The sequence below is a fragment of the Coprococcus sp. OM04-5BH genome, from assembly GCF_003482105.1.
Classification (GTDB): Bacteria; Bacillota; Clostridia; order Lachnospirales; family Lachnospiraceae; genus Coprococcus.
Map to the genome: position 1 here is coordinate 962453 of NZ_QULM01000001.1, position 14152 is coordinate 976604.

Genomic DNA, 14152 nt, shown 5'->3' on the forward strand with positions numbered 1-14152 from the left:
TATCAAACCGGACGAAGTGCATATTTGCGACTGGGACAATTATTTATGAGATTATTTGCTGGATTGCTATAAGAATCTGATGAAACGACCTTTCAAAAAACAGTTGATTTAGAAGTTAACTGTTTTTGAACCTCTTCTCAGACACAAGAACAGCAGATTGCGGGTCTCGAAGCAACCCAAAGAGAAGTCGATGAGTTTATTAACTTGACGGTAGATCGTGATAATTCGGCATCATCCGAAATCTCACGTGCTAAGAAGGACTTTTACAAACAATACTCTTATCTTAAGCCTGACTGCGAAAAGACCGACTGGGAAAAATTTTGCGAAGGTTTGAAAAAGGTCGGTCAGTGGTGTAAAGATCACTGGAAAGAGATCGTTCTGGTAATTGAAATCGTAGTGGCTGTTGTCTGCATTTGTGTTCCTGGCTTACAGGGTATAGGCACTGGCATTCTTATCGGAGCTTTAAAAGGTGCTTTGACCGGTGGCTTGATTGGCGGAATTACCAGTATGCTAACAGGAGGCTCATTCCTAGAAGGATTTGCCCAAGGTGCATTAGATGGTGCCATAATGGGTGGTGCCTTGGGCGGCGTAGGCGGAATCGCCGGCAAATTCATAACCTGCGGTTCTAAATTAGGAAACGCAATCCAGACAACCTCTAAAATCAGCGGGGCCATTTCTAATAGTATGGATGGTTTTGACATGGTATCATTAGGATTGGGGATGATTGATCCTAATAACCCAATCACGGAACTTAACAACAAAATGCATCAGAGCGATGTATACAACAAGTTCCAGATGGGGGTAAGCTTGGTATCTTCGTTCTCAGGTGCTGCTTCTCAGAATATGGCGTGCTTTGTTGCTGGTACATTGGTACTTACAACTGCTGGTCTGCTCGCTATTGAAAAGATAAATCCTGGTGATAAGGTTATTTCAACTGATCCTGATACGCTTGAAACAAGTGAAAAAACTGTCCTTGAAACATATGTCCGCAAGGTGGACAAACTCGTTCATCTTGTAATCAATGGTGAAGAAGTCATCACCACAGACAATCATCCATTTTATGTGCAGGGCAGAGGCTTTATTGAGGCTGGTAGACTCCTTGTGGGTGATAAGCTTGTTAGCGTTAATGGTGATGATTTATTAATCGAAAAGTATAAGATTGAAGAGTTCGAAATATCTGTAAATGTATATAATTTTCAGGTTGAAAACTCACATACATATTTTGTTGGAAGAAATACCGTATGGGTTCACAATACCGAATGTAAAGTTAGTGATAATAGAAGACGACATATTCTTGAAGGCGAAGGTCCAGATGATCCTGGGCACGGTCCAAATCGCGGATTTGGCAATAGTGCTTTTCCAGATACTTGGTCCGATGATAATGCTATTAAGGCTGTCGAAGATGTTGCGAATAGTCCAAAATCAATTTGGCAACAAGCTACAGGTCCAGGAAGTGGTCGAAATGCACCGAAAACTATTGGTGGTCCAGATCCAAACGCTCCTCTTACCACAAGAAATGGTAGACCAGTTAGATTTACTGTTGAAGGACAAAACCATAGTTTAGATATTAGAGTGATTGTTGAACCAGGCGGTGAAGGGATAGTAACTGGCTTTCCTATTAATCGCTAATTATGAGAGGAGATTAAAATGGTAAAAGACGCATATGATATGTTCTTCAAAAATATCTCTATGCAATTTCATGACGACTCTCTTGTGAATGCTCTTGTGGAAGATGCTGAAGAACTGGCGAAATATGGAGAAAAACGGGTGGCTCTTGAAAATTTTTTGGAGAACGTTTTAGCTAATGAGGTTACGATTTCAAAAGAAGCTGTCACTTTAGCAGAAAAAGCATTCAGTGATGTTCCAAATGATTATGATATAGAGCTAATAAACGAACTGAAAAAAACCGATGTTACGTAAGGGGATGATTTGGATGCCAATGGACAAAAAAGATCAACTTGCAGAATTAATTTCAAATGCGGAAACTTCCTTTTATAATGGGCAATTACAAGAGGCGTTCAGTCTTTCTTTATCAGCTATAAAACTTGATGAGAACTGTAACATATCAAAGCTCCCGGCAGAGCTCCAATCATGTCAAGGTATATAGCGGAAATGCTGTCAGAAATTACAAATCACGTTATGGGAAAGGCATTCGGTCAACTTATACGGTGCTGCAGATTAAGCCGGATTCACCGGTTAATGGTGCCAATGTGTTCTGGTATGAGGGAAATTGCAGCATTCTGGGCAGTAAGAATGTTTATATAGGCTATAATGATAATTCCATGTCGGTCTTATCACAGTTTGAACTGGTGATGACGGCCATAAGCGGTGCATTTTTATTATTGCATGAAGTTTCAGCACTATTGCTCAGTAAGAAAAATCCATACGGCGGGAAGTTTTTCTGGTTCTTTAAATTTTGACCGGTCCTGTAGTTTATCTTTTGTTTGGAGGTGTTTATTTTGAACAATGTAATCAAAAAAATATGCTTGGTAATACTAGGGCTTCTGCAAGGAACGCTTGGTAGTTACTTAGCATTACTTGGGTGGGCGTTTGCTTTTCCTGAAACTTCTCCCAGCATAAAAGATTATGTAGAGGAGTAAACGCCTCATAGTGGGTACTCAGGAAGAGGGGAAACAGAACTCTCAGCCGAAGCAGAGAAAGAAATCCCAAGACAGGGACAGATAATCACGACATAGGAAACATCACCGCAGGGCGACCTGCCTTGCGGTCTTACATATATTTTGACAGTAGAACACCCTGCAAGATGTAAAAATCTTGCAGGGTGTTTGATAAATGCATATAAAAGTTTTTAATAAACACGTATTACTATATCAATATTTTTTGGATAATGTGTAGGTATAGTAGGTGTCAATAATCAAAAGTATTGACACCAAAAATTAAATGTAGTAAAATCAAGGCATAGAAAGGTGTCATAACTTGGTGTCAAAAAACGAAAGGAGATTTTATATGATTTATGGGTATGCAAGAGTAAGTACAAAAGGACAGGCTAAAGATGGAAACAGTTTGGAAGCACAAGAAAAAGCATTGAGAGAATCAGGTGCTAATGAAATTTATGTGGATGCTTTTACAGGTACGAAAACGGATAGACCAGAATTTGATAAACTGATGGATAAAATACAAAAGGGTGATACTCTGATTGTTACAAAATTGGATAGATTTGCAAGGAGCATGACACAGGGTAGTGAGTTAGTATCAGATTTGGTTGAAAAGGGAATTAAGGTTTATATTCTGAATATCGGTGTTATGGATAATACACCATCTTCAAAATTGATTAGGAATGTGTTTTTTGCTTTTGCTGAATTTGAGAGAGATATGATTGTTGAAAGAACAATGGAAGGAAAAGCCATTGCAAAACAAAATCCTGATTTTAGGGAAGGTAGACCGAAAAAATATAGTAGAAAACAGATAGAACATGCGTTGGAATTATTGGAAAGCAATTCTTATAAACAGGTAGAAGATATGACAGGAATTAGTAAGAGTACATTAATACGAGCCAAGAAAAAGAGAGGGTAGCAAAAACTGGAAAAGCAAATTGTAATATTAGAATACAGTATAGCTACTACACGCATACACTAACACGATATAGGGTACGATATTATTTTTTTACCCTAAAAGTGGATTTTTGCCAAGAAATATAAGGGAAAACCACGATTTTTTTTAAAATCAATTTTTGACACCAAAATTAAAAAAAAACAAGAAAAATAAGGGGAAACACGATAACGATTTATTTTTACGATAGCAAGGTTGAAAAATACCTTGCTTTTTTTGTGCTTAAAAATAGGAAAAAGCGTGTGTGTGCATTTTCACGTTAATTGTCAATTCAAAAAGAGAATAAACAAGTGGTGATACATTCGCATAAATGAAAAATGCTATTCGACATTAGACTTAAGGAGGAAAAAAAGATTATGGATAAAAAGAAGCGTTTAGCATATTTAAAAGAGATTGATGCACATGTTGGTTTTCATACTGGAAATGGTATTGCACCACAGGTTGTTGATTTGAAGAAAGCAAATGACAATTATTTTGTTACAAACTGCAATATTCGTAAAGTTAGAAATGAGGATGAACAGGAAACATATTTTCGTGTAAATCCTAACAGGAATAACAACGGATACATTTTGACAGAGTATACAGCTTTTAAGAAGGTAATGAAAGATGTGTTTGAAGAATTGGCAATAACCGATTTCAAGTGGAAACGTGTAGATATGAGTTTTAACACTATGGACAGTAAGTATTATCCGAATTATACAAAGTTAAACCGATTATTGATTGCTTGTATTGCTAATTCATCGAATGACAAAAATACATACGACACAAAAAATTTCTGGAATGGTAAGACTAAAAGTCTTGCAACGAGAAATCAATTAAGAGAAGTTGAATTTTATGATAAAGCTGATGAAAGCCAGAATAGAAGCCCATATTATAGTCGGTTGGAATTAAGAAGTGTTCGTATGAAGGATAGTATTGAGCATGAATTTTTAAAAGTATGGTTTGACAGATTGGATGATGCTGTAAAAGAGTTTGAAGCTGTTCAGGATAGATTCAATCACAGTATGGCTGAATTATATTTGGAAGATCTAAGCAGAAAGAAACGTGACAGGGAATTTATGAGTGTGAACAGCTTTTTGATAACAAGGCGTGATCATATCTTTACAAGTAATCAGATGAAAAAATTATTGATGTTACTTGGATTTACGGAAGAAAAAGCAAATAACAAGGCTAGTAATTTTAAGAAATATCACAATATTGAATATTTCAGTTTTGAAGATTTGAAAGCTATTGTTACAGATATTAAAGAAAAAATGATTGAGTATTTTTCAAAATAAAATTGGAAAACAGTAATTTGTTACCAAAAATGAATTTTATATAAATGTTGAAAAGTATTGAAATATAAGGCTTTATTGAAGATTTTCCTTAAAGTCAGTTACCTAATATGTTCATTCAGTTAGGTAATGGATGAGTGTGAATGTGTCACCAATATTTACACAAAAGGAGAATAAATAAGGTGACAAGATATAAAAAACTTAATAAGAAAGAAAAAAAGAGCAGATATTTTAACATGAAAGCAAGATGTGGAAAGGAATATCAGGAACGTAATCCACGTTATAGAGGAGCTTTCATGTGGAAGTTGTGGGAAGAAAACAAGGAAGAATATTATGAATGGTTGGATAAGAATTTTTATGAGGTTCCAGGTGAAGGTCAGATGGATATTGATAAAGATATTTTACAATATGGAAATAAACAGTACCATCCTGATTTGTGTTTGATTGTTCCTCACAGTATCAATGTATTTTATGAAACGATTGAGGTTGGAAAATCAAATATTACAAAAAATTCGTTTACAAAGAAATACAGTGTGAAGGTTAAAGATAGTGATAGATGGATTCGTTCAACTGACATTGATACATATAACCATGCATTAGATATTTATTGTGATATTAAGCAGGGAATACTGGTAAGCAAAGCAAAATCACTGATGGATTATATTCCTGAAAAAGTATACATGGCATTGATGAATACAGATATTAGAGCTATTAACTGTAAACATTACCTTGCTGATGAAAGTGAGGTGTAGTTGCTATGGCAAAAGATATTGTAGTACCTGTTTGGGAAAAGTATTCATTATCCATAGAAGAAGCTGCTGTTTACTTTCGTATCGGTGAGAATAATATCAGGAATATTATAAATCAAAATCCAGATGCAGATTTTTGGTTTTGGAATGGAAACAGAAAACAGATTAAAAGAAAATTGTTTGAGCAGTATATGGATTTACAGAAGGTTGTTTAAAAATTTATAGAAGATTAGGGCGTGGTATGGTATGATGAACGCATACTATATCATGGCTCTTTTCGGAAAGGAGATTTTATCATGTCTGAAAAGAGAAGAGATAGCAAAAACAGAGTTTTGCAAAATGGAGAGAGCCAAAGAAAAGATGGTAAATATGAATTTAAGTATGTTGACGTAAATGGAACTCGCAGAAGTGCTTACAGTTGGAAATTGGTTGCAACCGACAGAGTACCAGAAGGAAAACGCTGTGAATTAAGTCTTAGAGAGATGGAGAAGCAAATAAGACGAGATTTGGAAGATGGTATACAGACTCATACAGCAAATACTAAAACACTGAATCAGCTATTTGATACATATATGTCCACAAAGGAATTAAAACAGTCTACAAGGACAAATTATCAGTATATGTATAAAAACTATGTGAGTGATACTATTGGGAAAAGACGAATTTCAAGTATTAAGTATAGTGATATTAAGAAATTTTATAACAGCCTGATACTTGAAAAGAAATTTAAACCGAACAGTATGGAAATAATCAATACAATATTGTATCCTGTTTTTACAATGGCTGTTAGGGATGGATATATCCGTACAAATCCTTCAGATGGTGTTATGGCTGAAATCGAAAAGAGTCATAATTGGGAAAAAACAAAACGTCATGCGTTGACAGAAAAGCAGCAGTCGTTATTTGTTGATTTTGTAGCTGGTTCTGATACCTATAAACATTGGTTGCCTTTATTTACTGTACTTCTTGGTACAGGATGTAGAATCGGCGAGGTTATCGGTTTGACATGGGAAGATTGTGATTTTACAGAAAATATTATTTCTATAAATCATAATCTGATTTACCGACAGCAAGATGATGGAAAGTGTGAAATGCACATTACTACACCAAAGACAGAAGCAGGAAAGCGTATTATTCCAATGTTTGAAGCTGTCAGAAAAGCCTTATTACAGGAACGAAGGCAGCAGATGAAATGTGGATTTAATACTGCTATTATTGATGGGTATTCAGGATTTGTGTTTACTAATCGTTGTGGATATGTGCATAATCCACAGACCATAAATCGAGCGATTAAACGTATTTACACAGCCTGTAATGAACAGGAAAAGGTACAAGCTAAGAAAGAACATAGACAGCCTGTTTTAATACCACATTTTAGTGCTCATAATCTCAGACATACCTTTTGTACTAGGTTATGTGAGAACGAAAATGATTTAAAGATTATTCAGGAGATTATGGGACATAGTGATATTACTACCACAATGAATGTTTACAATGAAGCCACAAAGGAAAGAAAACAGGAATCCTTTGCAAGACTGGAAGGTAAAATAAAAATCTGTTAGCAATTTACGATAATTTTTACGACATTCTACAACAGAGATATAAAGATATATAAGAAGATATGTGAAATACAGATGATTTTGAGCCTTGTATTAGTGGGGATATAAGAAGATATGAGCATTTATTTAAGGACGAAAATCCTAATCCCGACAATGAAGTCCTTAGATGGTGTAAATAAGAAAAATGATGTAAATAATACAGCTTCTGAAGCACCTGAAAAAAATGTAAAAACTGAGTCTGAAAAGATTGATTTTTCTAAAGTAAAGATTGAGCCTTTGTTTGAGGAAATGGTAGACTTTGATACATTCAGCAAGTCAGATTTCCGTGCAGTAAAGGTTAAAGAGTGTGTTGCAGTACCGAAGTCAAAGAAACTGTTACAGTTTACTCTTGATGACGGAACAGGCACAGACAGAACCATTTTAAGCGGCATTCATAGCTTTTATGAGCCGGAGGAACTGGTTGGAAAGACTCTTATCGCTATCACAAATCTTCCACCGAGAGCGATGATGGGCATTGACTCTTGCGGTATGCTCCTCAGTGCTATTCATGAAGAAGAAGGCGAAGAAAAGATTCATCTTCTGATGGTAGATGACCACATTCCGGCAGGTGCAAAGCTCTATTAAGATGTAAATATATGAAAGTCAGTTACTCCGTGCCTATGGCACTCCCGTAACTGCCAACTGCATTCGTAATCCGGGCGATTGCCCTGTTTACTCATACAGTTTAGCCTGCCCGATATCCATGAATTCGTTCATGCAAGCATGACTCATTCATGGCTGCCGTTCAGGACTTTCATAGTAAATAGACGGGACGTACTTCATTTGATAAAAAACTAAAAAAACAGCGATTTACATCAAACTTACATCAATTGATGCAAAATTAAGTGCAAGCAAGAAAAAATCGTATAATTTGGAACATCAGCAGGAAAACAAGCACGAGCAAGGCGAGTATTTGTTTTCACCTGATGTGACAACGACAAAATCAAGAAGTTCGAAGAACGGCAACGGCAAAGCCGTTGGATTTTGGAGTGATAAATGAGTGGGCAATTCCAATCGGAGTTGCCCATTTTTAAAACAAACAGAAATACAAATCGAGTTTTGTCTGTGAAAAGCCCGTGAATAAGCGGATGTTAATATGTATTGCTTGTGGCAACGGCTCTATTGAATATAGAATTGAGCTATCAAAAACAAGGAGGCAGAGATTATGCTAAATGAAAATATCAAAAGAATTAGAAAGTCAAAAGGGCTGTCGCAAGAAGAACTGGCAATTAAACTGAACGTAGTAAGACAGACAGTATCAAAATGGGAGAATGGTTTGTCAGTTCCAGATTCCAGTATGCTGATTATTTTGGCGAATGAACTGGATACTACTGTAAGTGAATTACTTGGAGAACCTGTAGCAGAACCGACTACCGATGATTTAAAGATTCTTTCTGAAAAATTAGAAGTTATTAATTTGCAGCTTGCAAAAAGAAGTATAACAAAGGTAAAAACGATTCGATGGATTCTTATTTCATTGTGTGCGGTTATAGTGGTAATATTTATCGCACTTGCATCTACGAATAGTTTTTATTTGAATTGGAATTACAATGATCCTGAGTTGGCAGTGTCAGGAACAATACTGCATGGGTTTGAATTCTTGTTTGTAAGACTCGCACCGATTGTTTTTTTGACTTCGGTGGTTGGAGTTGTGGTGACATATAAGAAAAGATAAATTCAGGTTTGCAAGTTATGGGATGCAGGAGAAAAGGGACTTACATTATCTGCTTTTGAATGGGAGAAGGATAGAAAAACGCTGATATATGGGCAGGTAGACTATATGTATGGAGAAGCACTTTATAAGCCTGAAATGAAAGAAGGAAATCCTATAAGGTTATATAGTTTGGATGAAATCACGGAGATATTCTGTAAATTAGGACTTCGTATTTGTAACAGTTTTGCTGACTTCAGTGGAAAGCCGAGTTCTGATAATGATATTCAATTGATGGTTTATTCCATACGAGAATAAAAATAGAGTAGACGAATTATTTAGCAATCTTCATCAAATCTTTATTTTTTTCTGTTAGGTTATATTTCAGTAAGAAATGAAATATGGAAGGAAGGATAGTAAAGATGGAAATGATGTTGCAGACACAAAATTTGTGTAAATATTTTAGAAAGCAGAAAGCGGTAAATAATGTTTCACTTAATATCGAAAAGGAACAGATTTATGGACTGCTTGGACCGAATGGCGCTGGTAAATCTACCACATTGAAAATGCTGACCGGTATGATGAAACCAACTGCAGGAAAGATTTACTTTGATGGAAAACTTTTGGATAGGAAAGATTTATCAAAAATAGGAGCGTTAATTGAAAATCCGCCTATTTATGAAAATCTTTCCGCCAGAGAGAATTTGAAGGTAAGACAATTATTGCTTGGTACAGATGAAAACAGAATTGATGAGGTCTTGCAGATTGTATCACTTACAAACACCGGAAAGAAGAAAGCAGGACAGTTTTCTTTGGGGATGAAGCAAAGACTAGGCATTGCAATGGCATTGCTTGGAGAACCGGAACTTTTGATATTGGATGAACCTACGAATGGATTAGATCCAATAGGCATCGAGGAATTACGAGAGCTGATCCGGTCTTTTCCGGAACAGGGAATCACTGTAATTCTCTCCAGTCATATTCTCTCAGAGGTACAGTTACTTGCAGATAAAGTCGGGATTATTTCAGGTGGAATCTTAGGATACGAAGGAGCATTAAAGCAGGGAGATAATCTTGAAGATTTGTTTATGAATGTGGTAAGAAAAAACCAGAAAGCAGGTGAAATCCATGGTTAATATTATAAAAGCAGAACATCAAAAAGCCAAAAGAACCATGCGAAAAAAGTTTATCTGGGGATTTCCTCTTCTTACATTTGTCATGGCATTTATATTTACTCTTGGGATGACAAATGCTTATGCAGAAAGTGTTTGGAACTGGTGGTATACACTTTTGCTGCCGGGGATGATTGCTCTATTTTGTTATCTTTCTGTGGCGCAGGAGAAAAAGATAAAATACTATCATTTAATGACTATTCCCACAGACAGAAGAAAATTGTTGCTGGGGAAAATTATTTATATTGGGTACATGATTTTGTTTTCTAATGTGATTGTGTTTGCAGGAGCAACGCTTGGAGGCTTTCTTCTAACGACACATGTTCCAGTTGGAGGAGCGTTGATTGCAGTATTGTTTCTGACGGTTTCTGAGTTATGGGAGATTCCGGTAGCTTTATTTTTAAGTGAACGATTTGGAATGATTGTAAACCTGTTGGTCTGCCTATTTATTACCGTCAGCGGTGTGGTAATATCACAAACCAGAATCTGGTATGTACTTGTTTCTGCAATCCCTATGCGAATGATGTGCCCGTTGCTTCATGTTTTACCAAATGGACTTGCCGCAGAAGCAGGGAATCCTCTTTTGGATACGGGAGTCATTGTTCCGGGAATGTGTCTCTCAATCATCTGGTTTGTTTTTGTAACGGTTCTGTTTTTGAAATGGTTTGAGAGAAGAGAGGTGAAATAAGATGATTGGAAGATCTCTTAATGCAGACTTGCGAAAGATGAAAGGAACATCTGTGATTCTGGCACACTTACTGATTCCGATTATAACCAGCGTTATATTTTTAATATATTACTTTTTTTCACCATGGAATGAAAATATGAAAGTGATTGCATTTTATCAGGCAATAGGAGCAGGACTTCCGGTACTTATTGGAATTTTTACAGCAAGTGTGATGGAACAAGAACAAAATGCAGGTAATTTTCAAAACCTGTTGTCTTTACCAGATAAACTTACAGCATTTTTATCGAAACTGTTGATGCTACTGGTTTTGTGTCTGTGCTCTATCCTATTGACAGCAATCATATTCGGAGTTGGATTTGGAAGAATCGCATCAAGCGATATCGAAATCATGAAAGGATGTATATTTGCAGCATTGCTGCTGTGGGGAAGCAGTGTTCCACTTTATCTGTGGCAGCTGATTCTGGCTTTTCAGTTTGGAAAAGGGGTATCCATTGGAGCAGGGATTATATCAGGACTAATTAGTGCATTGATGCTTACCGGACTTGGAGATTATGTGTGGAAATATGTATTTGTCTGTTGGACGGGTAGAGTACCATATACTTATCTGCAATCTGTATTGGGAGAAACTAGTGTAGGTGAATGGTTGTCATTCATACCAGGTTGCTTAATATTTACAGGGATTAGTATGGTATACTATTTTTGGTGGGTAAACCACTGGGAAGGAAACAGAATATCGGAATAGAATCGAGGGAAACTATGGCAAAAATACTGGCAGTTGATGATGAACCGGCAATTTTGGAAATGATAGAAAGCATTTTGAATAAGGATGGACATCTGGTTACCAAAGTAAGTAATCCACTAAAAATTAATATGGAAGAATTACATCGTTATGACCTGATTTTACTGGACATTATGATGCCTGGAATTGATGGCTTCGAATTATGCAAAAGAATCAGGGCACTTGTGGATTGTCCGATTTTGTTTCTTACGGCAAAAACGGAGGAAAACAGTCTGGTAAACGGACTTTCTTTAGGAGCAGATGATTATATTTCAAAGCCATTTGGAGTGATGGAACTTCGGGCAAGGATCAATGCACATCTTAGAAGAGAGCACAGGGAACATTCTGTCCGGATGGTTTTGGGGAGGGTCTGTATTCAAATATCTCAAAAGAAACTATTGGTTGATGATAAGGAACTTCCTCTTACGAAAGCGGAGTACGAAATCTGTGAATTTCTGGCTAAAAACAGAGGACAGGTTTTCTCGAAGGAACAGATATTGGAAGCGGTCTTTGGCTTTGACAATGAGAGTAATGACAGTACTATAATCACGCATATCAAAAATATAAGAGCAAAATTTGCGGATTATGATTATACACCGATAAAAACAGTCTGGGGGATTGGATATAAATGGGAAGAGTAAAGAGAAGCAATGCACTCAGCAGGATTTTTATGAGATATGTACTGGTCATGCTTGGATCATTAGTTGGTTTGGTGATTGTTGCTTATCTGCTGCTGTACCTTTTGATTAGTGTGGGCTGTATTTATCCGGCAAATTATGCAGAGCAAAAGATTAATGAAGCATATGATACGATTCTACGTGCAGATAAAGTGACTGCTGAGATGATTCCCGCACTTTGTGATTATGTAATCTTTTCAGAGAATGGAGAGAAAATAGGTGGAGATCTGTCAGAACAATACGAACAGATAGCATGGAATGTTGTAAAGTACGGAAACGCATCCGGGAAATATTTTTATAAAGTAATTGTAAGGGAAAATGAATATGTTGTATTGCAATATCGCCTGACACCTCAATATCATTCAGCTTTTTTGAGGGAGCATTTTATAGGACCACAGAATGTGATGATTATTATGTCTGTGATTGGAGCGGTAGCGATTATCATCATTCCGTCCATACGTTTTGGAAAAAGAATCAAAAAGCAGATGCAGCCTGTATTAGACGCAATCGGACAAATAAAGGATCAAAATCTGGAATATGAGACATCCTGTTCCGGTATCAAAGAGTTTGATGACTGTTTATCGGCAATCGATGATATGCGAGATGCATTGCGAGAATCTTTAGAAAAGCAGTGGAAAACAGAGCAGGAAAAGAAACAGCAGATGTCTGCTTTGGCGCATGATATTAAAACACCTCTTACGATTGTACGGGGAAATGCAGAACTACTTTCAGAGACTGAACTGACCACAGAACAGAAGAAAAATATCACTTATGTTTTGAACGGCACAACACAGATACAAAGTTATGTAAAACAGTTGATAGATGTCACAAAATCATGGAATTGCAGTGATGTTACCTATACAACGGTGAGGTTAGAAGATTTTTTCGCAGATATAAAGGAACAGGCACTCGGACTGGTAGAAAGCTATCACCAGAAGATAGATTGGAAGGCGGAACAAAGTGATAAAAAGGTAACGATTGCTTATGATCCAATGTTCCGAGCCGTAATGAATGTGATTCAGAATGCAGTGGAGCATACAAAAGAAAATGGAATCATTTATATTGACGCAAAGGAGCAGGATGGCCGGCTGACATTCATTGTGGAGGATAGCGGATCAGGATTTACAAAAGAAGCATTATTGCATGGCACAGAGCAGTTTTTTATGGATGACACAAGTAGAAATGGCGAAGCCCATTATGGGATGGGACTATTTTTTGCAAAAACTGTGGCTGAAAAATATGGTGGAGGTATTAAACTTTCAAATTCTGAAAATACAGGTGGGGCGAGGGTAGAAATATTTTTCCTGAGTAGTCAAGAAACAAGCTAAATAGACCGCAATTAAGCTATGTAAAAGAAATTTTACATGCTTTTATCTAATATGTAAAAGCCTTTTGATAGACATTACTTCTACGTTTGCTGTAATCTCATGGAAGAAGGAGGCATACAGAATTATGATAGCTGATAAAATTAAAAATGCTCGTACTATTCTTTATTACATAACTATTATTATAGTTGGGATTATATGCACATATAAGAAGAGAATAATATAATTTTTGTTATGATATCAAATGATTTTTTCATTTAATATAACATTGCATTGGGTGAAAAAATGTGTTTGGAGATGAAAACATAATCGAATTGAAGGTTGACGATTCAAACATAAAAAGAGCTGGGTGGCATCTACCCAGCTCAATCTTCTACATGGAAGACATAAGGCAAAAGGGAAAGGCTGTATTTGTAGTTGATGGTGGGGTTGTGTGCAGAATAATTAACACAGGTAAAGATTAAAATTTAGTGATATTAAAAGAAGAAGATAGTGAAGGTATTGTATGGAAAAATCGGCGTGAACTAACTGAATATTAATAGGAAATTCTAATGATAGTCGGGCAAAAGTATTCCGGCTATTTTATTGTGTGTGGGTTAATGTTCAGTAAAATATGCATTGTTGCTTGTACTTGAAATTTTATTATGATATTATTAGTATGCATACTAAT

Annotated in this window: 18 protein-coding genes and 1 pseudogene; all 19 read left to right on the plus strand. The window is 36.2% G+C overall.

The genetic code is table 11. The annotated features are described in order from the left end of the window. The first annotated feature begins 204 nt into the window (after positions 1-204). The 19 genes and pseudogenes from DXB54_RS04185 to DXB54_RS11850 all read left to right on the plus strand — a co-directional run bounded on the left by DXB54_RS04185 (position 205) and on the right by DXB54_RS11850 (position 13946). A complete protein-coding gene (locus tag DXB54_RS04185) occupies positions 205-1629 on the plus strand; it encodes a polymorphic toxin-type HINT domain-containing protein (RefSeq protein ID WP_118694318.1) in 1425 nt (474 codons plus the stop codon). An 18-nt stretch (positions 1630-1647) separates the two neighbouring features. Then, a complete protein-coding gene (locus tag DXB54_RS04190) occupies positions 1648-1920 on the plus strand; it encodes a hypothetical protein (RefSeq protein ID WP_118694319.1) in 273 nt (90 codons plus the stop codon). Positions 1921-1933: 13 nt separating this feature from the next. Beyond that, positions 1934-2107, plus strand: a complete 174-nt coding sequence (locus tag DXB54_RS11940) for a hypothetical protein (protein WP_199708735.1) — start codon at positions 1934-1936, stop codon at positions 2105-2107. Between the two features lie 61 nt (positions 2108-2168). Then, positions 2169-2420 carry a hypothetical protein gene (locus tag DXB54_RS04195; RefSeq protein ID WP_243104734.1) on the plus strand — a complete coding sequence of 84 codons (252 nt, stop codon included), beginning with the start codon at positions 2169-2171 and terminating at the stop codon, positions 2418-2420. 39 nt (positions 2421-2459) lie between these two features. Further along, positions 2460-2600: a hypothetical protein gene (locus DXB54_RS11845; RefSeq protein ID WP_158578176.1), complete on the plus strand. Its 141-nt coding sequence runs from the start codon at positions 2460-2462 to the stop codon at positions 2598-2600. A 367-nt stretch (positions 2601-2967) separates the two neighbouring features. After that, positions 2968-3534 (plus strand): recombinase family protein, encoded by a 567-nt coding sequence (locus DXB54_RS04200; protein WP_118694320.1) that lies wholly within the window; start codon positions 2968-2970, stop codon positions 3532-3534. A 392-nt stretch (positions 3535-3926) separates the two neighbouring features. After that, positions 3927-4847 (plus strand): hypothetical protein, encoded by a 921-nt coding sequence (locus DXB54_RS04205; protein ID WP_118694321.1) that lies wholly within the window; start codon positions 3927-3929, stop codon positions 4845-4847. 179 nt (positions 4848-5026) lie between these two features. After that, on the plus strand, positions 5027-5596 hold the full coding sequence (locus tag DXB54_RS04210) for a hypothetical protein (protein WP_118694322.1): 570 nt from the start codon (positions 5027-5029) through the stop codon (positions 5594-5596). A gap of 5 nt (positions 5597-5601) precedes the next feature. Beyond that, positions 5602-5808, plus strand: coding sequence for an excisionase (locus DXB54_RS04215; RefSeq protein ID WP_118694323.1), 207 nt, complete (start codon positions 5602-5604; stop codon positions 5806-5808). Positions 5809-5889: 81 nt separating this feature from the next. Next, a complete protein-coding gene (locus DXB54_RS04220; protein WP_118694324.1) occupies positions 5890-7155 on the plus strand; it encodes an integrase DNA-binding domain-containing protein in 1266 nt (421 codons plus the stop codon). A gap of 135 nt (positions 7156-7290) precedes the next feature. Continuing rightward, positions 7291-7776, plus strand: a pseudogene (locus DXB54_RS04225) (lysine--tRNA ligase); the annotation flags it as partial. A 580-nt stretch (positions 7777-8356) separates the two neighbouring features. Beyond that, the gene (locus DXB54_RS04230; RefSeq protein ID WP_118694326.1) at positions 8357-8866 is read left to right on the plus strand and encodes a helix-turn-helix domain-containing protein; all 510 of its coding nucleotides are present in this window, start codon (positions 8357-8359) and stop codon (positions 8864-8866) included. Positions 8867-8971: 105 nt separating this feature from the next. After that, the gene (locus tag DXB54_RS04235; protein ID WP_005330841.1) at positions 8972-9160 is read left to right on the plus strand and encodes a hypothetical protein; all 189 of its coding nucleotides are present in this window, start codon (positions 8972-8974) and stop codon (positions 9158-9160) included. Between the two features lie 104 nt (positions 9161-9264). Then, positions 9265-9978: a lantibiotic protection ABC transporter ATP-binding protein gene (locus tag DXB54_RS04240; protein ID WP_117854318.1), complete on the plus strand. Its 714-nt coding sequence runs from the start codon at positions 9265-9267 to the stop codon at positions 9976-9978. Then, positions 9971-10702, plus strand: coding sequence for a lantibiotic immunity ABC transporter MutE/EpiE family permease subunit (locus tag DXB54_RS04245; RefSeq protein ID WP_118694327.1), 732 nt, complete (start codon positions 9971-9973; stop codon positions 10700-10702). The genes DXB54_RS04240 and DXB54_RS04245 overlap by 8 nt, the downstream gene beginning before the upstream one ends. A 1-nt stretch (position 10703) precedes the next feature. Further along, entirely contained in the window at positions 10704-11444 is a 741-nt protein-coding gene (locus DXB54_RS04250; RefSeq protein WP_118694328.1) for a lantibiotic immunity ABC transporter MutG family permease subunit, read from the plus strand. A 14-nt stretch (positions 11445-11458) separates the two neighbouring features. Then, positions 11459-12121, plus strand: coding sequence for a response regulator transcription factor (locus DXB54_RS04255; RefSeq protein WP_006858444.1), 663 nt, complete (start codon positions 11459-11461; stop codon positions 12119-12121). Beyond that, entirely contained in the window at positions 12109-13485 is a 1377-nt protein-coding gene (locus tag DXB54_RS04260) for a sensor histidine kinase (RefSeq protein WP_118694329.1), read from the plus strand. The genes DXB54_RS04255 and DXB54_RS04260 overlap by 13 nt, the downstream gene beginning before the upstream one ends. Positions 13486-13769: 284 nt before the next feature. Next, positions 13770-13946, plus strand: a complete 177-nt coding sequence (locus tag DXB54_RS11850; protein ID WP_158578177.1) for a hypothetical protein — start codon at positions 13770-13772, stop codon at positions 13944-13946. The last annotated feature ends 206 nt before the right edge of the window (positions 13947-14152 follow it).

Coding starts and splice junctions, on each gene's coding strand:
- DXB54_RS04190 (WP_118694319.1), top strand. CDS start 1,648: ATGGTAAAAGACGCATATGATATGTTCTTCAAAAATATCTCTATGCAA.
- DXB54_RS11940 (WP_199708735.1), top strand. CDS start 1,934: ATGCCAATGGACAAAAAAGATCAACTTGCAGAATTAATTTCAAATGCG.
- DXB54_RS04200 (WP_118694320.1), top strand. CDS start 2,968: ATGATTTATGGGTATGCAAGAGTAAGTACAAAAGGACAGGCTAAAGAT.
- DXB54_RS04205 (WP_118694321.1), top strand. CDS start 3,927: ATGGATAAAAAGAAGCGTTTAGCATATTTAAAAGAGATTGATGCACAT.
- DXB54_RS04215 (WP_118694323.1), top strand. CDS start 5,602: ATGGCAAAAGATATTGTAGTACCTGTTTGGGAAAAGTATTCATTATCC.
- DXB54_RS04220 (WP_118694324.1), top strand. CDS start 5,890: ATGTCTGAAAAGAGAAGAGATAGCAAAAACAGAGTTTTGCAAAATGGA.
- DXB54_RS04230 (WP_118694326.1), top strand. CDS start 8,357: ATGCTAAATGAAAATATCAAAAGAATTAGAAAGTCAAAAGGGCTGTCG.
- DXB54_RS04235 (WP_005330841.1), top strand. CDS start 8,972: ATGTATGGAGAAGCACTTTATAAGCCTGAAATGAAAGAAGGAAATCCT.
- DXB54_RS04240 (WP_117854318.1), top strand. CDS start 9,265: ATGGAAATGATGTTGCAGACACAAAATTTGTGTAAATATTTTAGAAAG.
- DXB54_RS04245 (WP_118694327.1), top strand. CDS start 9,971: ATGGTTAATATTATAAAAGCAGAACATCAAAAAGCCAAAAGAACCATG.
- DXB54_RS04250 (WP_118694328.1), top strand. CDS start 10,704: ATGATTGGAAGATCTCTTAATGCAGACTTGCGAAAGATGAAAGGAACA.
- DXB54_RS04255 (WP_006858444.1), top strand. CDS start 11,459: ATGGCAAAAATACTGGCAGTTGATGATGAACCGGCAATTTTGGAAATG.
- DXB54_RS04260 (WP_118694329.1), top strand. CDS start 12,109: ATGGGAAGAGTAAAGAGAAGCAATGCACTCAGCAGGATTTTTATGAGA.